Source organism: Vreelandella janggokensis (assembly GCF_031451615.1).
Classification (GTDB): domain Bacteria; phylum Pseudomonadota; class Gammaproteobacteria; order Pseudomonadales; family Halomonadaceae; genus Vreelandella; species Vreelandella janggokensis.
Genome location: NZ_JARWAJ010000002.1, coordinates 296,485 through 316,200 on the forward strand (window position 1 = coordinate 296,485; position 19,716 = coordinate 316,200).

Annotated in this window: 17 protein-coding genes; 9 read left to right on the forward strand and 8 right to left on the reverse strand. The window is 60.7% G+C overall.

Annotated elements, in window-relative coordinates; translation table 11 throughout:
* The first annotated feature begins 155 nt into the window (after positions 1-155).
* From ureE to QC816_RS08160, 4 genes are all read left to right on the forward strand, one after another.
* Entirely contained in the window at positions 156-704 is a 549-nt protein-coding gene (gene ureE / locus QC816_RS08145) for an urease accessory protein UreE (RefSeq protein ID WP_309781564.1), read from the forward strand.
* Positions 694-1,407, forward strand: coding sequence for an urease accessory protein UreF (locus QC816_RS08150; RefSeq protein ID WP_309781830.1), 714 nt, complete (start codon positions 694-696; stop codon positions 1,405-1,407). Before ureE ends, QC816_RS08150 begins: the two co-directional genes overlap by 11 nt.
* Positions 1,408-1,476: 69 nt before the next feature.
* Entirely contained in the window at positions 1,477-2,106 is a 630-nt protein-coding gene (gene ureG / locus QC816_RS08155; protein WP_264824885.1) for an urease accessory protein UreG, read from the forward strand.
* Positions 2,107-2,405: 299 nt separating this feature from the next.
* On the forward strand, positions 2,406-4,190 hold the full coding sequence (locus QC816_RS08160; protein ID WP_309781565.1) for a methyl-accepting chemotaxis protein: 1,785 nt from the start codon (positions 2,406-2,408) through the stop codon (positions 4,188-4,190).
* A 100-nt stretch (positions 4,191-4,290) separates the two neighbouring features.
* On the opposite strand, the gene QC816_RS08165 is transcribed toward QC816_RS08160, so the two are convergent.
* From QC816_RS08165 to QC816_RS08185, 5 genes are read right to left on the reverse strand one after another with little or no spacing between them, the layout of a single operon-like run.
* Entirely contained in the window at positions 4,291-4,536 is a 246-nt protein-coding gene (locus QC816_RS08165; RefSeq protein WP_309781566.1) for a formate dehydrogenase subunit delta, read from the reverse strand.
* A gap of 11 nt (positions 4,537-4,547) precedes the next feature.
* On the reverse strand, positions 4,548-5,375 hold the full coding sequence (fdhD, locus tag QC816_RS08170) for a formate dehydrogenase accessory sulfurtransferase FdhD (protein WP_309781567.1): 828 nt from the start codon (positions 5,373-5,375) through the stop codon (positions 4,548-4,550).
* Positions 5,372-8,263 carry a formate dehydrogenase subunit alpha gene (gene fdhF / locus QC816_RS08175; RefSeq protein WP_309781568.1) on the reverse strand — a complete coding sequence of 964 codons (2,892 nt, stop codon included), beginning with the start codon at positions 8,261-8,263 and terminating at the stop codon, positions 5,372-5,374. Before fdhF ends, fdhD begins: the two co-directional genes overlap by 4 nt.
* Positions 8,260-9,816, reverse strand: coding sequence for a formate dehydrogenase beta subunit (locus tag QC816_RS08180; protein WP_309781569.1), 1,557 nt, complete (start codon positions 9,814-9,816; stop codon positions 8,260-8,262). Before QC816_RS08180 ends, fdhF begins: the two co-directional genes overlap by 4 nt.
* The gene (locus tag QC816_RS08185) at positions 9,813-10,307 is read right to left on the reverse strand and encodes a formate dehydrogenase subunit gamma (protein ID WP_085919403.1); all 495 of its coding nucleotides are present in this window, start codon (positions 10,305-10,307) and stop codon (positions 9,813-9,815) included. Before QC816_RS08185 ends, QC816_RS08180 begins: the two co-directional genes overlap by 4 nt.
* Before the next feature lie 129 nt (positions 10,308-10,436).
* Between QC816_RS08185 and QC816_RS08190 the strand changes: the two genes are divergently transcribed.
* Positions 10,437-11,492: a substrate-binding domain-containing protein gene (locus tag QC816_RS08190; RefSeq protein WP_309781570.1), complete on the forward strand. Its 1,056-nt coding sequence runs from the start codon at positions 10,437-10,439 to the stop codon at positions 11,490-11,492.
* 69 nt (positions 11,493-11,561) lie between these two features.
* Here the strand turns inward: QC816_RS08190 and QC816_RS08195 are convergent, their stop codons facing one another.
* The 3 genes from QC816_RS08195 to QC816_RS08205 are packed head-to-tail and all read right to left on the reverse strand — an operon-like array spanning position 11,562 to position 15,709.
* Positions 11,562-13,553, reverse strand: coding sequence for an aconitate hydratase (locus QC816_RS08195; RefSeq protein ID WP_309781571.1), 1,992 nt, complete (start codon positions 13,551-13,553; stop codon positions 11,562-11,564).
* A 26-nt stretch (positions 13,554-13,579) separates the two neighbouring features.
* Positions 13,580-14,497, reverse strand: coding sequence for a hydroxymethylglutaryl-CoA lyase (locus QC816_RS08200; RefSeq protein WP_309781572.1), 918 nt, complete (start codon positions 14,495-14,497; stop codon positions 13,580-13,582).
* A 15-nt stretch (positions 14,498-14,512) separates the two neighbouring features.
* Positions 14,513-15,709 (reverse strand): CaiB/BaiF CoA transferase family protein, encoded by a 1,197-nt coding sequence (locus tag QC816_RS08205; protein WP_085919399.1) that lies wholly within the window; start codon positions 15,707-15,709, stop codon positions 14,513-14,515.
* Positions 15,710-15,884: 175 nt separating this feature from the next.
* On the opposite strand from QC816_RS08205, the gene QC816_RS08210 reads away from it, so the two are divergent.
* The 4 genes from QC816_RS08210 to QC816_RS08225 all read left to right on the forward strand — a co-directional run bounded on the left by QC816_RS08210 (position 15,885) and on the right by QC816_RS08225 (position 19,690).
* Positions 15,885-16,793, forward strand: coding sequence for a LysR family transcriptional regulator (locus QC816_RS08210; protein ID WP_085919398.1), 909 nt, complete (start codon positions 15,885-15,887; stop codon positions 16,791-16,793).
* Between the two features lie 73 nt (positions 16,794-16,866).
* On the forward strand, positions 16,867-17,589 hold the full coding sequence (locus QC816_RS08215; RefSeq protein ID WP_309781573.1) for a haloacid dehalogenase type II: 723 nt from the start codon (positions 16,867-16,869) through the stop codon (positions 17,587-17,589).
* On the forward strand, positions 17,586-18,482 hold the full coding sequence (locus QC816_RS08220; RefSeq protein ID WP_085919396.1) for a LysR family transcriptional regulator: 897 nt from the start codon (positions 17,586-17,588) through the stop codon (positions 18,480-18,482). Before QC816_RS08215 ends, QC816_RS08220 begins: the two co-directional genes overlap by 4 nt.
* 230 nt (positions 18,483-18,712) lie before the next feature.
* The gene (locus QC816_RS08225) at positions 18,713-19,690 is read left to right on the forward strand and encodes a TAXI family TRAP transporter solute-binding subunit (protein ID WP_309781574.1); all 978 of its coding nucleotides are present in this window, start codon (positions 18,713-18,715) and stop codon (positions 19,688-19,690) included.
* The last annotated feature ends 26 nt before the right edge of the window (positions 19,691-19,716 follow it).

The following is a 19,716-nucleotide window of genomic DNA, read 5'->3' on the forward strand; positions in this document are numbered from 1 at the left end:
TCTTTTGCCATGGCCGGAAAATGTTCCATACATTTCCGGCATTTCCGCCATCCATGGCGGTCAGATGGCAAAAGTAGCGTAAGGGAGGTATTCACAGCGCCCTCTCGTAGACCTACCCCCGGCACAGCCCCATAGATAGCGAAAGGACGGTAGCAATGCTGAAACTGATAGAGCGTTTAGGGCCGATAGACGAGAGCGCCGCCAGCGATACACTCACGTTGCCTTTTGAGCTACGCATCCGCGGACGCTTGAAAGCCCAAAGCGACAGCGGTCGTGAGCTGGGGCTGTTTCTGGATCGCGGCCCGGTGTTGCGTAGCGGCGAAGGCCTGAAAGCCGAAAGTGGCGAAGTCGTGCGTGTCTGCGCCGCCGTAGAACCGGTGGTGACCGCGCGAGTAAGTGCTGGCTTACCACTGGCGCGCCTTGCTTACCACCTGGGCAATCGCCACGTACAGCTGGCGCTGGGGGAAGATGAAAAAGGCGGCTGGGTGCGCTTCCCGCCGGATCATGTACTGGAAGAGCTCGCCGAGTTGTTAGGTGCAGAATTAGAGCACCACAACGCCACCTTCGACCCCGAGCCGGGCGCCTATAATCAGATAGGCGGCGGTGGTCACTCACATGGTCATTCCCACGGGCACGGCCATTCTCATGACCACGACCACCCTCATGACCATTCGCACGACCATGAGCATCACCATGCCCACTGATGTCACCGCGCAAAACAGCCAAAACGATGAGCTGGCACTGCTGGGGCTGATGCAACTGGTCAGCCCGTCGCTGCCCATCGGCGCCTTTGCCTTCTCGCAAGGCCTGGAAAGTGCCTTCGAACTTGGCTGGGTAAGTGACGAAGCAAGTCTGGCCGAGTGGCTAAGCGGCGTATTGGAAGACGGCTTAACCCGTTGCGAGTTACCCGTGCTGGCGCGGCTGCATCAGGCTATTGGCCAAGGCGATAGCAATACGATTGCCCAGTGGGATACGTGGCTGGCGGCAACGCGCGAAACTGCCGAGCTGGCCGCTGAAGACAGTCGCCTGGGTGCCTCACTCAAGCGTCTGCTGGGTAGCCTGAATTTGATGCCAAGTGAAGACTCACTACCGCCCTTGTTACCGGTTCAATCAGGTTATGTAACCCTGTTTGCGTACACTGCTCATACCCGTGGCGTCTCCGTTCGACAAACGCTGCTCGGCTTTGCCTGGGCGTGGCTGGAAAACCAGTTGGCTGTTGCCTGCAAAGCCCTGCCCCTGGGCCACACTGCTGCCCAGCGGGTGATCGAGCAGTTGCGCCCGGCACTTGTCGGTGCCGTTGATCAGGCGCTTTCGCTTGATGACGAAGAGCTCGGCCCCGTGCTACCTGGTTTGGCGCTGGCCAGCGCCTTGCATGAAACCCAGTATTCACGACTGTTTAGAAGCTAGAAGAGGGAAGAGGGGTTAGAAACAAGACAACCCGCTACCTCGGGATAATCATTGATGGAGGATTGCAATATGACGCACTGTTTACGCGTTGGCGTGGGTGGCCCGGTTGGCTCGGGCAAAACCGCACTGTTAAAGCAGCTCTGCCTGGCGCTGCGCGACCACTACGATATCGCCGTGGTGACCAACGATATCTACACCCGCGAAGATGCTGACTTTCTGCTCAAGCACGATGCGCTGCCGGCCGACCGCATTTTAGGTGTGGAAACCGGCGGCTGCCCGCACACCGCCATTCGAGAAGATGCCTCCATGAACCTGGCGGCCATCGATGAGCTGCAGGAACGCCATCCCAAGCTGGAACTGGTGATGGTGGAGTCCGGCGGCGATAACCTGTCGGCGACCTTTAGCCCCGAGCTTTCGGATCTCACGCTTTACGTGATCGACGTGTCCGCTGGCGACAAGATTCCGCGCAAGGGTGGGCCGGGCATCACCAAATCCGACCTGCTGATTATCAACAAGATCGATATCGCCGAGCAGGTGCATGCCTCGCTGGATGTGATGGAGCGCGACTCGAAAAAGATGCGTGGCGAACGGCCCTTTGTGTTCACCAATCTTTATGACGGGGTAGGGCTTGAGGAGATTATCCGCTTTATTCTTGATAAAGGGATGTTGGACGAGCGCCGAACGGCCATCGCGGGCTAACCTGGGGTGGGCACAATAAAAAAGTCGCCCCGACCAGGCGGTTGAAGGGTCGAGGCGACTGAACAAAGGTGGGTGGCATCAAGCCTTAAAACGGGCCGTCCCTGGCCACCACACCCCTACATTGGACCGGCGCGCTTTCCATCACCTTAACTTATGTTATGAACATTCCAATTTCGCTCTGAATAGGCCAAAAACCATCGAATGGTCCTGAATAATTAAAGTTTAAACAACGTTTGTCGATAAGAAACGAATAATAATTTTAATACTTCATAACCCACAAACGTTGGAATTCGCTCACAATGACTACCTCTGAATCTCCCTCTCGCTGGGCCTTGGGCCTGCAAACCAAGGTGCTGATACTGGTCTTGCTACCCTTGTTCCTGGTCACGGTTGCCCTCGTGGGGTTTAAAGCCTACACCATGACCCAGTACGCCCGTGACACGCTCGCGGAACAGCGTGACCAATTAATTGAAGAACGCCGCAGAGCGGTCCGCGATATTGTGCAAATGGCGAGGACTGCCATCGAACCGATTTACGAAGATGCCGGTGTTAACGATGAGGAAGCCAAGCAGCGGGTCGCCGAGATTGTGCGTTCCATGCGCTTCGAAGATAACAATTACATCTTTATCTACGACTATGACGGTAACAATATCGTGACGGCCCCCGCGCCTGAGCGCGAAGGGACCAACATGATTGATGCGCAAACGCCAGATGGCACCTACCTGATCCGCGAGATTATCGACGTTGCCCAGAGTGGCGGTGGGTTCTATAGCTATGTATGGGAATATCCAGGTACCGACGAGTTTCAACCCAAGCACTCTTATGTTGACCGCCTTGAAAAATGGGATTGGTTAATCGGTGCGGGTGTCTACGTGACCGATGTTGATGAAGCGATGACCGAACTGGAAGCCACCAAAGCGGCCGAGTTGCGCCAAGGCATCATCTTTGCCGCGCTGCTGGGGCTGGTCGTGTTTCTCGTGGTTGCCCTGGTGGCGTATATTTTTGTGCGGCGCACCGTCGGTCCGATCAAGCGCACGGCTGCCGCCATGAGTGATATTGCTCAGGGCCGCGGTGACCTGACCCGGCGCCTCGCGGTGGAAAGCAACGACGAGATCGGCGAGCTGGCCGTGCAGTTCAATGCCTTTGTCGAGCGCATGCAGGACACGCTGCGCGACGTTCGCCACAGTACCTCCAGCGTCTACGATTCCGCCGGGGAGATATCCCGCAGCAGCGAGGAACTGTCGACCCGGACCGAGCAGGCGGCTGCCAACCTACAGGAAACCTCCGCCTCCATGGAGGAAATTACCTCGACGGTCAATCACAGTGCCGACAACGCCCAGCAGGCCAATAAGCTGGTGCAGTCCACAGCAGAAGTCGCTCATCAGGGCGAACAGTCCATGGAGCAGGTCGAACGCACCATGCAGGATATCAATGAGTCGGCCAGCCGTATCAGCGATATCATTACCATGATCGATTCCATCGCCTTCCAGACAAACATCCTGGCGCTCAACGCTTCGGTGGAAGCGGCTCGAGCGGGCGAACACGGCCGTGGGTTTGCCGTGGTGGCGGAGGAAGTTCGAACCCTGGCGAGCCGTTCCAGCGACGCGTCCAAGGAAATCCGCACGCTGATTGATGCCTCGGTACAGCACACAGATTCCGGCGCCAAGCTGGTGCGCGATGCGGGCGCCACCATGCGAGAGATTGTCGAGAGCGTGGCCAAGGTGACCGATGTCATTGGCGAGATCAGCGCCGGAGCGAAAGAACAGAGCAGCGGTATTGGCCAGATCAACACCGCCGTGGCGGAAATGGATACCATGACCCAGCAAAATGCGGCCATGGTGCAACAGTCGACCACTGCTGCCGCCGATATGCGCCGCCACGCGGAGCACCTGAATCAGCTAATCAACTCTTTTGTCCTTGGCGAAGGCGAGCCACAGCATCAGGCGCTCGCCTCTCCGGCGCATCAGCAGCGTGACAGCGATAGCGCCATGAAACGTCCCGCGCTGTCATCCCACGCTTCATCACAGCCATCTTCAAAGCCCTCGCCGGCGAAGCATGCCGCAGACGACTGGGAAGAGTTCTAACGCTGACGAACAGTGCGGGCGATATCAGCACTGATGAAAGATGGGGATAAAAACGGGGCTTGCCATCTGGCAAGCCCCATTGCGTTTACGTCAGTGGTGATTATCCGTTATGGCGCTTGGCCAATCTTTCCGCCAGCAAGGTGACGGCGCGCATAGCCGGCGGTGAAAGCGCAGTATCCTCGCGTTCCAGTGTGGCCACCAGGCGATGCTTCATGGAGCGCGCCCAGAAGGTTTCCAGGTGGCGGCAGGTGGCCGCGGCAGCCGTTTCTTCATCGCGACCGCCGCCCAGGTTGGCGGCAATCTGGTTAGTCATGTGAATCAGCTGCGTATCTTGTTGCGACGACATTGCGTTTCTCCTCAGCCGTGGGCCATCGCCGCCGACGTGGGGCGATGGTAAATCAGGTGGCGGCCGGGCCGCGCAAAGCCAGCCAGTAGCAGGCCCGCGGCCTGGGCCTGCTCCACCGCGAGCGCCGTGGCCGCCGAGACCGCCAACAGGGCACCAATACCGGCACTGGCACATTTGTGCACCATCTCGTAGCTGGCGCGACTGGTGACCAGCGCGAACCCTTCGTCGAGGGGAAGGGCCTCGCGGGCAAGGGCACCAATCAGTTTGTCCAGCGCGTTATGGCGACCCACATCCTCGCGCAGCCGTTGGATGCGCCCCTGGGCATCGCACCAGGCGGCACCGTGGCTGGCGCCAGTGGCCCCCTGCAGTGGCTGGTGGGCGGCCAGTTCCTGCAGGGCGCGCTGAATGGCGCCATCGCTCACAGGCGGCGCCACCACATGGGGAATCGGGCGGATGGCCTGCTCCAGGGCTTCGGTGCCGCAAAGGCCGCAGCCGGTGCGCCCTGTCAGGCTGCGCCGGCGCTGTTTGAGTTCGGCCATCCGCTGGCTGGCAATGGTGAGGTGAACGGTGAAACCTTGGGGCGCTTCATGGATATCGAGGTCATAGCACTCGGTGACATCGGCCAGGATACCCTCGGAAAGACTAAAGCCCAGGGCAAACTCTTCTAGATCCGTCGGGCTGGCCATCATCACTGCGTGGGATATGCCGTTGTAGACCAGTGCCACCGGCCTTTCCAAGGCCAGAAGATCCCCCTGGGCATCGGCGTACCAGCCGTTAGCGCCGCGGTGCACCTCCACCGGCTGGCGCGCTACCGCGTCGCGAGTGTGGTGGGCACTCATGGCGCCTCCTGCTGAGCCTTGGCCAAGTAATCACGCTGGGCCAGGTCAAAGGCACTAAAGCGCTGCTGCCAGGCCGACGGTTGGCTGACTTTTTCCACCTGCACCGCCGTGACCTTGTATTCCGGGCAGTTGGTGGCCCAGTCCGAGTTGTCCGTGGTGATGACGTTGGCGCCGCTGCCGGGGTGGTGGAAGGTGGTATACACCACGCCGGGTTGCATACGCTCGCTGAGTCGCGCGCGCAGGACTGTCTGGCCTGAGCGGCTGGTGATGCCCAGCCAGTCGCCGTCGCGCACGCCGCGCAGCTCGGCGTCAGACGGGTGCAGTTCCAGCACGTCCTCATCGTGCCAGCGCTGGTTGTCGGTGCGTCGGGTCTGGGCCCCCACGTTGTACTGGCTAAGGATCCGCCCGGTCGTCAGCAGCAGCGGGAAGCGGCGGTTGGCCCGCTCCTCGGTAGCCACGTACTCGGTAATCGCAAAGCGCCCCAGGCCGATGGGGAACTCAACCTCGTGCATGGTCGGCATGCCCAGCGGGTACTCGGCGTTGCAGGGCCACTGCAGGCTGCCGTGCTCTTCGAGCTTGGCGTAGCTGACGCCCGCGAAGCTTGGCGTCAACTGGGCGATTTCGTCCATGATTTCGGACGGATGGGTGTAGTGCATCGGGTAGCCCAGCGCATTGGCCAGATCCTGGGTGACTTCCCAATCTTCCTTGCCGGCCACCGGGGCCGTCACCTTGCGTACTCGGTTGATGCGTCGCTCGGCGTTGGTGAAGGTGCCGTTCTTCTCCAGGAAGCTGGAACCCGGCAGCAGCACGTGGGCGAACTTGGCCGTTTCGTTGAGGAAAATATCCTGCACGATCAGGCAGTCCAGCGACGTGAGCGCCGCCTCGACGTGCTGGGTGTTGGGATCGGACTGGGCGATATCTTCGCCCTGTACGTAGAGCGCCTTGAAGGTGCCTTCGATGGCGGCGTCGAACATGTTGGGAATGCGCAGCCCCGGCTCGTCGTCGAGCGTCACGCCCCACACCGACTCAAAGCGGCCCCGGGCGGTGGGGTCGGCCACGTGCTGGTAGCCCGGTAGCTCGTGGGGGAAGGAGCCCATGTCACAGGAACCCTGGACATTGTTCTGGCCGCGCAGCGGGTTCACGCCCACGCCCTCGCGGCCAATGTTGCCGGTGGCCAGGGCCAGGTTGGCAATGCCCATCACCATGGTGGAGCCCTGGCTGTGTTCGGTGACGCCCAGCCCGTAGTAGATGGCGCCGTTGCCCGCCGTGGCGTAGGTGCGCGCGGCCTGGCGCACCGCCTCGGCGGGTACGCCGGTAACCGCTTCGCTGGCCTCCGGGGAGTGGCGCGGCTCGGCAATAAACGCACGCCAGCGGTTATACGCATCGGTGTCGCAGCGCTTGGACACGAAGGCCGAGTCTTCCAGCCCTTCGGTGACCACCACGTGGCCTAGGGCGTTGACCAGCGCCACGTTGGTGCCCGGGCGCAGCGGCAGGTGCTGGGCCTCGCTCATGTGCGGGGTCTTTAAAAGGTCGATGCGGCGCGGGTCGGCGACGATCAGCTTCGCCCCCTGGCGCAGGCGCTTGCGCATCATCGAGCCGAACACCGGGTGGGCGTCGGTGGGGTTGGCGCCGATCACGATGATCGCGTCCGACTTCATCACCGAGTCGAAGGTCTGGGTGCCCGCCGACTCGCCCAGCGTGGTCTTCAAGCCGTAGCCGGTGGGCGAGTGGCAGACCCGCGCGCAGGTGTCGGTGTTGTTGTTGCCAAACGCCGCGCGGATCAGCTTCTGCACCAGATAGGTTTCTTCGTTGGTACAGCGCGAGGAGGTAATCCCGCCGATGCTTTCGCGGCCGTGCTCGGCCTGAATGGCTTTCAGGCGGCTGGCGGCAAAGCCGATCGCCTCTTCCCAGCTGACTTCCCGCCAGGGCTGGTCGATGCTGTCGCGGATCATCGGCGTGGTCAGGCGATCCGGGTGGGTGGTGTAGCCGAAGGCAAAGCGCCCCTTCACGCAGGAGTGGCCGTGGTTGGCGTCGCCGCCCTTGTAGGGCACCATGCGCACCAGTTGGTCGCCCTTCATCTGGGCTTCAAACGAGCAGCCCACGCCGCAGTAGGCGCAGGTCGTCACCACGCTATGGTCCGGCACGCCGTGGTCGATCACGCTCTTCTCCATCAGCGTGGCCGTGGGGCAGGCCTGCACGCAGGCCCCGCAGGAGACGCAGTCCGAGTCCATGAAGGCGTCGTTCTGGCCTGCTGATACTTTGGATTCGAACCCGCGGCCATCGATGGTTAGCGCGAAGGTGCCCTGGACTTCGTCGCAGGCGCGCACGCAGCGCGAACAGAGGATGCACTTGCTGGGATCGAAGGTGAAGTAGGGGTTGGACTCGTCCTTGACCGCCTCCAGATGATTCTCGCCCGTAAAGCCGTAGCGCACTTCACGTAGGCCGACGCTACCCGCCATGTCCTGCAGCTCGCAGTCGCCGTTGGCCGGGCAGGTCAAACAGTCCAGCGGGTGGTCGGAGATGTACAGCTCCATTACGTTGCGGCGCAGCTTGGCGAGCCGCTCGTTCTGGGTGGTTACCTTCATGCCCTCCACCACCGGCGTGGTGCAGGAGGCGGGAAAGCCCCGGCGCCCCTCCACCTGCACCGCGCACAGCCGACAGGAACCGAAGGGCTCCAGGCTGTCGGTGGCGCACAGTTTGGGAATGTTGATATCCGCCAGCGCCGCCGCACGCAGCACCGACGTGCCTTCCGGCACGCTGATCGTCACGCCGTCGATAGCAAGGCTCACCGAGGCAGCGCCGACGGCCTGGGTAGGGAAGGGGGTACCGAGGTCTTTGCCGTGCTCGATCTGTTTGGCATGCTGCTTGGGGTCAAAATGTTCGATCATGATCTGTCTCCGTTCGCCGCCCGCTGGAAGTCGCCGGGGAAGTGTTTCAGGGCGCTCTGCACCGGGAAGGGGGTCATGCCGCCCATGGCGCAGAGCGAACCGTCGACCATCGTTTCGCAAAGGTCGTGGAGTAGAGTGAGGTTGGCGTCGCGATTGTCGTTGGCGCGAATGCGGTCGATCACCTCCACCCCCCGGGTCGAGCCGATACGACACGGTGTGCACTTACCGCAGGATTCCACCTTGCAGAACTCCATCGAAAAGCGCGCCTGCTCGGCCATATCGACGCTGTCATCGAACATCACCACGCCGCCGTGCCCCACGCCTGCGCCCACCTCGGCGAAGGTTTCGTAATCCAGCGGCATGTCCCATTGGCTTTCGGGCAGGTAGGCGCATAGTGGCCCGCCCACCTGCACGGCACGTAGCGGGCGGCCGCTGGCTGTGCCGCCGCCGAAGTCTTCCATCAGCGTGCGCAGCGTAGTGCCAAAGGCGAGCTCTACCAGACCGCCACGCTTGACGTTGCCCGCCAGTTGAAGCGCCAGCGTGCCCCGCGAGCGGCCCATACCGTGATTGGCGTAGGCCTCGGCACCTTCGGCCAGAATGAACGGCACTGCGGCCAGTGAGAGTACGTTGTTGACCACCGTAGGGCGGCCGAACAGCCCCTCGATGGCGGGCAGCGGCGGCTTGAAACGCACCAGGCCGCGCTTGCCTTCGAGGCTTTCCAGTAGCGAGGTCTCTTCGCCACAGATATAGGCACCGGCGCCCAGACGCACTTCCAGGTGGAAGGCGTGGCCACTGCCAAGGAGGTCGCCGCCGAGATACCCGGCGCTCTCGGCGCGGCGAATGGCCTCGTCGAGGATCTCTTTCGCCAGCGGATACTCGGAGCGCAGGTAGATATAGCCTTGCGTCGCGCCCACCGCGAGCCCGGCGATGGTCATGCCCTCGATCAGCATGTAAGGGTCGCACTCCATCGCCAGCCGGTCGGCAAAGGTGCCGGAGTCGCCCTCATCGGCATTGCAGACGATGTACTTCTGATCGGCGGGCGTATCAAGCACGGTCTGCCACTTGATGCCGGTGGGGAAGGCCGCCCCGCCGCGCCCGCGCAGGCCGGAGGCTTTGACTTCCTCGACGATGTCCTGAGGCTCGCGTTGCAGGGCTGCGTTCAGGCCGCTAAAACCACTGTGGGCGCGATAGTCGTCAATCGACAGCGGGTCGGTGATGCCAATGCGCGCGAAGGTCAAGCGCTGCTGGCGGGCGAGGTAGTCAATTTCTTCCGTGGGGCCCAGTGCCAGGGGATGGCTGACGCTACCTTCGAGCAAGCCGTTGTCGAGCAGCGCCGCTACATCCCCCGGCGTTACGGGGCCGTAGGCGAAGCGCCCAATGGGGGTTTCAACTTCCACCAGCGGCTCAAGCCAGGCAAGACCGCGGGAGCCATTGCGCACCAGCGTGATGGGTTGGCCGCGTGCGGCGGCCTCCTTCTCCAGTCGGCTGGCGACCGTATCGGCCCCCAGTGAAAGCGCGGTGGTATCTCGGGGGACAAAAACGCGAATGCTCATCCCATCACCTCCAGCGGCCGGGTTTGTAGCTCATCTATCAATTCATCGAAGGCGTCCGGCGTGACGCGGCCGCGTATGCTGTCGTCCACGCGGATCGACGGGCCGCAGGCGCAGTTGCCCAGGCAGTAAACGGCTTCGAGGGTGATTTCGCGATCCGCCGTGGTCTGGTGGTAGTCGACCCCCAAACGCGCCTTGGCGTGGGCTTCGAGCTGGCGCGCCCCAACCGACTGACATGCCTCTGCGCGGCAGATCTGCACGACGTGGCGCCCCGGCGGCGTGGTGCGAAAGTGGTGGTAGAAGCTGATGACGCCGTGCACTTCGGCACGTGTCTGATGGAGGGCATCGGCGATGATGGGCACCGCTGCCTCGGGAATAAAGCCGATGCGATCCTGAAGGGCGTGGAGGATCGGCAGTAGGGCGCCGGGCTTGTGCTTCAGGGCGTCGACCTCGGCCTGAATTGCCTGCGGCGCCCACGCCTGGGAATGGTTCATGATGCCCACCTCACAACTGCTTATTATGCTTTAAATATGCACAGCTTTTCATATTTAAAAAGACGTGCATCACGTTTAAGACAAAGCTAGCATCAAGTTATCGACTGAAAAATATGAAATAGTGTGCCTATGAAACGGATCAAGGTAACGCCGACCTGGTGCTTTAGCGATGAAGAGGGGCACCGGCTCGATCCCCACCTTTTGCGCCTGCTGGGGGCGGTTCATCGCCACGGCAAGTTGACCCATGCCGCCGAGGAAGCGGGGATCTCCTATCGTCACGCGTGGAATCTACTGCGCCAGGGCGGGGATTTTTTTGGTGTCACCTTGGTAGAAATGGCGCGGGGGCGAGGGGCGCGGTTATCGCCGCTGGGTGAGAAGCTGCTATGGGCCGAGCAGCGCGCCACCGCTCGGTTAAGCCCGCAGCTTGATAGCCTGAGCTCCGAGCTGAACCTTGCCATTCAGCAGCACCAGGAAGGCGTGCACCCCGTCCTGCGCCTACACGCCAGCCACGGGTTTGCGATAGAGCTGCTGCCGCAGCATCTGGGTGAGCTGCAGCTTTATCTGCAGTACTGCAGCTCGATGGAAGCGCTTGCAGCCCTGAACCAAGACCGCTGTGATCTGGCGGGCTGCCACCTGCCCAGGGGGGCTGTGGGGGAAAAGGCTCGGCGTAAATACCGCCGCCTGCTCAAACCCCGCTATCATCGGCTGATAGGATTTATCGCCCGCCAGCAGGGACTAATGGTGGCGCCGGGTAACCCGTTGGGCATTGATGGCGTTGCCGCACTGGCCGACAGGCCGGTGACCTTTATCAACCGGCAGGCGTCGTCGGGAACCCGTGAGCTGTTGGATGGCCTGCTGGCCGAGGCGGGTATTTCAGCCGCCAACGTCAATGGTTACGGGGTTGAGGAGTACACCCACTCGGCGGTAGCGGCCTATGTGGCGGCGGGCATGGCGGATGTTGGCTTTGGTGTCGAGGCCGCCGCGCAGCGGTTCGGGCTAGATTTTGTGCCGTTGGCCACTGAAGACTACTTGCTGGCGTGCCATCATCGTTCCCTGAAAGAGTCGCAATTTACCGACTTTTTGCAGGTGTTGCGCAGCGCTTCCTTCCAGGAAGCGGTGCAGTGTCTGCCAGGCTATAGCCCCAGCCAGTGTGGCGGCGTGATCGAGATCGGCAGCTTTTTATAAGGGTTTACTGGTTGATCATGGGCCTGTCACTGGACAAACCCTTTTCGATGGTTATCTGCCGGGCGTTGGTTAGCCGCTGGTCGACGTCGCTTGTTGAGCATTACGCTCACGCAAATGATTTATGACGCCGCCTTGCGCAATCAACGTTTTCTGGCGCTCCGTCAGCCCGTGGTGCAAGGTCATTGTCCCCTTGCCGGGGACCTCGGCGATCAAGTAATCGCCTTTGGCAAGTTGGTTGTAAAGATCCCTGATCACAATCATGTCTCCCTGACCCAAGCGCTCGCTATCTTCGGGGTGGCAAAAGGTGAGCGGTAAGGCGCCAAAACAAATCAGGTTCTGCCAATGAATGCGGGCAAAACTCTTGGCGATCACCACCTGCAAGCCCAGGTAGCGGGGCACCAGCGCGGCATTCTCGCGACTTGACCCTTGGCCGTAGTTAACACCGCCGACAATCACATGACCGCCCTGGGTGCGGGTGGTGTCAGCACGGGTCGCGTAGGTATCATCGACGGCTTCAAACGTGAAAGGGGCCGACGCATAGATGCTGCTCCAGTAAGGCAGCACCCGCTGACCGGCAGGCATGATGTCATCGGTTGAAATGTTGTCGCCGACGACCAGTAATACGGGTACTTCCAGCGTATCGGGGAGGGGGCTCAACGCCGGTAATGCCGGTGTGTTGTCCGTTTTTTGCAGGGGCTTGAGGCGGGCTTCTTCAACAGGCAGCGGCGCGTTAAACAGCGCACGGTTAATGACTATCTTGTCTGGCTCGGTAATGCGCGGATACGCCATGGAAAGCGTTCGTGGGTCGGTAATGACCCCGGCCAGCGCCGAGGCAGCCGCCGTTTCCGGGCTGCATAGAAAAACGCTGTCTTCTCGTGTGCCCGAGCGCCCCGGAAAATTACGCGGTACCGTACGCAGGCTGTTGAGCCCCACGGCAGGGGCTTGGCCCATGCCGATACAGCCGTTACAACCTGCTTGATGGAGTCGCGCGCCACTGGCAACAAGATCAGCCAGATAACCCTGTTGAATCAGCGTGGTGAGTACCTGACGAGAAGACGGGTTGATGTCCAGCGAGACACCGTCGGCCACCTGTCGGTCGCGGACGATTTCCGCCACGACCGCAAAATCACGATATCCCGGATTACCTGAAGAGCCGATATAGGCCTGATGGAGTGGCTGGCCTGCCGCTTCGCGAACGGTGACGACATTATCCGGGCTGGAAGGCAGTGCGATCATGGGTTCCAAGGTCGCGAGGTCAAGATGATCGTTGAGTTCGTAGCGACAGCCGGGTTCCGCGGCCAGTGGCTGCCAGTCACTCTCCCGTCCGCGAGCCGCCAGAAAGCGACGGGTTTCTTCGTCGCTGGGGAAGACCGTGGCCGTCGCGCCCATTTCAGTGCCCATGTTCGCCAATACATGGCGGTCCATGGCGGAAAGGTGGGCAAGCCCGGGGCCGTAATATTCGATCATCGTGTTTTTGCCACCGGCAACGCCGTGCCGACGTAACAGCTCGAGAACGATGTCCTTGGCGGACACCCAGTCGGGCAACTGGCCTTCCAGCTTAATGCCCCAGATCTTGGGCATGGTGATATACAGTGGTTCGCCCGCCATGGCCATGGCGACTTCAATACCGCCTGCGCCAATGGCCAGCATCCCCAGCGCCCCTGCCGCCGTGGTGTGGCTGTCGCAGCCGACGATCGACTGACCGGGGACGCCGAAGTTTTCCATATGCACCGGGTGGCTGATGCCATTGCCAGGGCCTGAGTACCACACGCCGAAACGCTCGCAGGCACTTTTCAGAAACAGGTAGGTTTCTGCATTCAGGTTGTCCGCTTGTACCAGACCGTGGTCGATATACTGCACGCTGGGCTGGGTATGGACACGGTCCAGGCCCATGGCTTCGAGTTCCAGCATGACCAGTGTGCCCAGCACGTCCTGAAGCAACGCCTGGTTGATCTCCAGAGCGATTTCGCTACCCGGGATCATCTCGCCGCTGACGAGATGGCGCTGGATTAACTGCTGGGAAAGGTTCAAAGGTTGGGCGGATGTCACGGACTGAGTCATTGTTATTCACCGTCGGTGGAGTTGCGTTACACCTGGGCAGGCAGGGGATAGCGACGATCGGCGCTGCCTGCTTTGCCTACCTGTCCTGGGGTGTCGTGGCCGATCAAATCGGGGAGAGTGGCATAGGCCTCAAGCAGCGCGGGCAGATTGACACCCGTGTTCACTCCCATCTGCTCAAACATGTGTACCAGGTCTTCCGTGCACACATTGCCCGTTGCGCCGGGGGCAAAGGGACAGCCGCCCAGCCCTCCCAGCGAGGCATCGAAGCGGGCAATGCCGACCTGCCAGGCGGCCAGCGCGTTGGCAAGGCCCATGCCCCGGGTATTATGAAAATGTAGCGTAAACGGTACGCCAGGGAAGCGTTTCAGTACCTGAGCACACAGCGCGCTCACCTGAGCCGGATTGGCAACACCGGTGGTATCGCAGAGCGTGACACCCTCTACGCCCAGCGCCAGCTGTTGTTCGATGAGGTCGAGTACCCGCGCTTCAGGCACATTGCCTTCAAACGGGCAACCAAAGGCCGTCGACAGCGAGGCGTTGATAAACACGCCGCTGCCCCTGACGGTATTAATGATGTTGGCAAACTGCTGGAGTGACACTTCGGGCGTCATGCGCAGGTTGGCCCGACCGTGGGCATCGCTTGCCGACATCACCAGGTTGATCTCGTCGACACCGCAGGCAAGTGCACGCTCAGCACCTTTCAGGTTAGGTACCAGCACGGTTATGTCGACGCCTTGACGACGTTGAATGGCGCTGACGACCTCGGCGGCATCACGCAGGTTGGGAATCGCCTTGGGCGACACGAAGGAGGTGGCCTCGATGCGCGCAATGCCGGTGGCGGTCAGGGCATCAATCAACGCCACCTTCTGGTCGGTGGGTATAAAACGCGATTCGCTCTGAAAGCCATCCCGAGGAGCGACTTCGTTGATTTGTAGCGTCTCCATCCTGCCCTCTCAAGGTTAGATAATGCCTGCATGGCGCAGTTTTTCACGGGTTTCGGTATCGATGCCCAACTCGTCAAGCACTTCATCGGTATGGGCACCCAGCGGCGGGCCACCTTGCCCAAGCCTGCCGGGCGTGGCGCTCAATTTGGGCAGGACGCCCGGCACCTTGAGCGAACGACCGTCGGCACGCGTCACGGTCTGAATCATTTCGCGGGCCAGGTAGTGCGGGTCGTTGGCAATATCCGCAGCGGTGTAGGGGTAGCCTGCCGGCACGCGCGCCTCCTCCAGGAGGCGCAGTATCTCGTCGCGCTCCCGGGTCTGGGTCCAGGCCTCGATAGCGGCATCGATTGCCTGGGCATGCTGGGAACGGCCATCGTTATGCGCCATGGCAGGGTTCTGCGCGAGGTCGTCGCGGCCAATGACCTGCATCAGGCGCTTGAAAATGCTGTCGCCGTTGCCTGCGATAAGCACATAGTCACCCTGCTGCGTACGGTATGCATTCGAGGGCGTGATGCCCGGCAGTGCGCTACCACTGGGTTCGCGGACATGACCGGTCGCATCGTATTCGGGCAGCAGGCTTTCCATCATGGCAAAGACGGACTCGTAGAGCGCGACGTCAATTTCCTGCCCCAGGCCGCTGCGCTGTCGTTCCTGAAGAGCAAGTAACGTGCCTATCACGGCGTATAGCGCGGATAGCGAATCACCGATGCTGACGCCGACCCTTACCGAGGGTTCATCCGGCTGGCCGGTCAGGTAACGCAGCCCGCCCATCGCCTCACCGATGACCCCGAACCCTGGCTTGTTACGGTAAGGGCCGGTCTGGCCGAAGCCGGAAACGCGCACCATGATCAACCCGGGGTTATGCGCGGCCAGTGCTTCATAGCCAAGCCCCCAGCCCTCTAGCGTGCCGGGGCGAAAGTTTTCAACGATGACATCCGCCTCTGCCGCCAGGCGGCGCACCATTTCCTGGCCTTCTTCAGTACGCAGGTCGAGCGTTACCGAGCGCTTGGTACGACTTTGCACATGCCACCAGAGCGAGGTGCCTTCTTCGAGAATCCGCCATTTACGAAGAGGGTCGCCGGTGCCGGGGGGCTCGATCTTGATCACGTCAGCGCCAAATTCGCCGAGAAGTTTGGTGGCAAACGGGCCTGCAATCAGTTGGCCAAGCTCTACGACTTTCAGTCCATCGAGGGGAAGCTGGCGCGTGGTCATAATAAGAGCTCCTGATAACCCTGTTGATGCCGTTTTTGTCAGTTTGTTTTCCACCTAGCATCGGCGAGCTGGCGTGTGAGAACAATTAAGCAATCAGGAACTAGGTGTTCGTCATGGACGAAGCCTAAGATGGCGAGGTACGTTCTTTTACCCCAATAGCAGGGCGGTCAGCGCGATGCTGCGATTTGATTTTGTCACCTTGAAACTGTTTGTTGCCATTGCCGATGAGGGGCGGCTCACCGCCGCCGCTGAGCGTGAACACCTTGCCGTGGCAGCGGTCAGCAAGCGCGTCAGCGACCTGGAGGCGCTGGTGGGCACCGAACTCTTGTATCGCCGCCCCCGGGGAGTTGAACTTACCCCGGCAGGCCGGGCGTTTTTACACCATGCCCGACGCATTCTCGAAGACGTGGCGCGAATGCAGGCCGAGCTGAGCGAATACGGCGAAGGGGTGCGCGGTCATGTGCGCATCCATTCCAACACCTCGGCGATCATCGCCTTTCTTCCCCAGGATTTAAGCGCCTTTGCCCTGACCTACCCGCAGATCAAGATCGACCTGCAGGAACGTACCAGCAGTGAAGCGATTACCGCCGTGCGCGATGGCGTGGCCGATATCGGCATTTTTGCCAGCCATGTGGCGGCGGATGAGCTGGAGGTAAAGCCCTACCGGCGCGATCAGCTGGTCCTGGTGACGCCACAGGATCATCCTCTGGCTGTTCATCAGCAGCTGCATTTGCATCAGGCCGCTGAATACGACTTTGTAGGCTTGCAACAGGACACGTCGCTACAATCGCTCCTGCATGAGCAGGCCAGCCAGGCGGGAAGAACCCTGCGCATGCGAATTCAGGTACGCAGCTTTGATGCGATTTGCCGCATGATTCATTACGGCATGGGCGTTGGTGTATTGCCCCAGCAGACGCTGTATCGCGATTTGAAAGATTTAAAGTTATGCATGATCCCCTTGGCCGACGAGTGGGCCAAGCGCGAGCTGGTGGTGGGAATGCGTCATTACGCTACTCTGCCGCTGGTGGCCCGCCACCTGGTCGATCACCTGTTAGCGCCTCATACCCCCGAACAGCCTCTGTAGCTTTAAAAACTACCATGTTAAACGCATCGGCAAAGCGATAACGTGCATGAACATCACAACCCAGGAGAAGGGCATGACCGAGAGCATTGCAAGCGAGGTGAGAGCCCTCACCTTTGATGTCTTTGGCACGGTGGTGGACTGGCGCAGTAGTGTCATTCGGGAAGGCCAGCAGTTGGGTGACGCCAAGGGCCTCAACATCGACTGGGCACGCTTTGCTGACGAGTGGCGCGGAGGCTATGCACCGGCGATGGATCGCGTGCGCCAGGGTGAACTGCCATGGACTCGGCTGGACGAGTTGCATCGGATGACGCTGGACCGGTTGCTCGATGACCATGGCCTGGCCGACTGTCTGGATGAAACCGAAAAAGACCATTTGAACCGGGTCTGGCACCGCTTGACGCCCTGGCCTGACAGCGCTGAGGGGCTTTCAAAGCTAAAACAGCGCTATGTGTTGGCCACGCTATCCAACGGCAATGTCTCACTGCTGGTGAACATGGCGCGCCATGCTGGCCTGCCCTGGGACTGCGTGCTGTCATCGGAGCTCGCCGGGCACTACAAGCGTGACCCGGAGGTGTATCAGATGGCAATGCGACTGCTCGACCTCAAACCATCGCAGGTGATGATGGTGGCGGCGCATCAGGATGACCTCCAGGCCGCCTATCGGCAGGGCATGCGCACCGCCTTTATCAAGCGTCCCCTGGAGCACGGACCCGACGCCACACCTGATTTATCCATTGATCCCCGCTTCGATTTCGTCGCCGAGGACATCATCGACCTGGCGCGACAGCTGCTATGAAACTCGACCCGACCTCACTCAGACTGTTCGTGCGCGTGGCTGAAACGGGCACCATCAGCGGCGCGGCCGATGCGTCGTTCATGGCGACTTCGGCCGTCAGCAAGCGGCTTAGCGAGCTGGAAGCCTACTTCAACACGCCACTGCTCAAGCGCAACAATCGAGGCATCGTGCTGACGCCCGCCGGGAGTGCTCTGCTGAATCTATCCCGTGGCGTACTGCATAATCTGGAAGACCTCGATCTGCAGATGCGCGACTATTCCAGTGGTCAACGCGGCATGGTGCGGGTGTTCGCCAATATGTCAGCGATCACGCAATACCTGCCCAACGAAATGCGCGTTTTTTTCGAGCAGCACCCGGATATTGGCGTGCAGTTGGAAGAGAAAGTAAGCCCCATCATTACCCGCGAGGTCATGAACAACAACGCGGATATCGGGGTTTGCGCCCAACTGCTGCATGGCTACGACCTCATCGAGTTTCCCTACCACGTTGATGACCTTGTGCTGGTGGTCCCCAAGCAGCATCCGCTTGCCGAGCGGGAGCAGATCGATTTTCGCGAGTGCCTGGACTATCCCCATGTGGGACTGCATACCGCGAGTGCCATCAATCTGGAGATTATGCGCGCCGCCAGCATGGTCAATAAGACACTGCGTATCCGTATTCAGGTGACCAGCTACGACGCGCTATGCCTGATGGTCCAGGAAGGCCTGGGGATCGGCGTGTTGCCCCGCGGTGCCATTCGTCAGTACGTCGATGGCCTCAACGTCAAGGTGCTGGCGATCCGGGACAGCTGGGCACGGCGTCGGCTGAGTATCTATGTGAAAGATTTGGACAAGCTCTCCATGGCCGCCCGGGTGTTGGTCGACCATTTGGTGAATGCCGCGGCGGTGCGTTGATTGGCGGGCTCTCCAAGTCAGCTGTTGTGCACTTTCCTCGTCCAGCTTTCGCGTTTGGAGAAGGCAGGTTCATCAATCACCAATATACAGCTACCCACCTTTAGCGCTATCACTCTAGCAACCATCAAGCGATGTTCCCCTGCTTGGTGAGTTTTCGGGAGGGGCGCGACCTTGGCCTCCCACAGCAAACAACAGCACAACATGCTTCCCGACGCTGAGAGGAAATAACAATGACTGCAATAAAACTACGCCACCTACTGCCTGCTTCCCTGCTGGTCGCTGGTGCGCTTACGACCGGCACTGTTCAGGCACAGACCGCGCTTAACATGGGCGCCGTGCCCACCGGTACCGGCTGGTTCTTTGGTATCTCGGAAGGCGCGCGCGTGATAAGCGCCAATTCAGATTACGAAATTACCGTACGTGAAACGGGCGGCACCCGCGAAAACGCCATTCGACTGAATAACGGCGAGCTTGACCTGGCGTTCACCGAAGCCCTGGTGGGGTATGAGCTCTATAACGGCGTCGGCCGTTTCGAGGACACGCCCAATCCGGATGTGCGGCTCGTTTACTGGATTGCGCCGTCCACCATGCACTGGGCGGTTCGCCAGGATAGCGATATCGAAACCTTTGAAGACCTGAACGGTGAACGCTTCAACCCCAGCAGCATTGGCGGGGGCGGTGAGTACATTACCGAGCAGGTGTTTGGCATCCTGAATATCGAGCCGGACTTCCAGCGCATGCGGGTGAACGATGCGGCGGAAGGCGTTACCGATGGTCGCCTGGTGGGCTTTAGCTACAACGGTGTGCCGCCGATCCCGCTGTTTACCGAGGTGCATTCCTCACGCCCGCTACAGTTGCTGTCGCTGACGGACGAACAGGTAAAGACCGTGATTGAAGAGTTGCCCTTCCTGTCGCCTGCCATTGTACCGGCGGATACCTATACCGGGATGAGCGAAGCCCAGTCGCTGGGGATCTACATGGGCGTGGCGGCAAGCACCGAGCTTGACGCCGATACGGTGTATGAACTGACCAAGGCGTACTGGGAAAACCACGACGAAGTGGCTGCTTCTTTCAAGCCAGCGGCAAGCGTTGAGCCACAGACCGTGGTGGATACCGCCACCTTCCCGCTGCATGCCGGGGCGCTGCGGTATTACCAGGAGTTGGGTCTGGACATTCCGGAAGACATCATTCCGCCTGAAGCTCAGTAAGCACACTCTTGAGCCCCCGCCGGTAT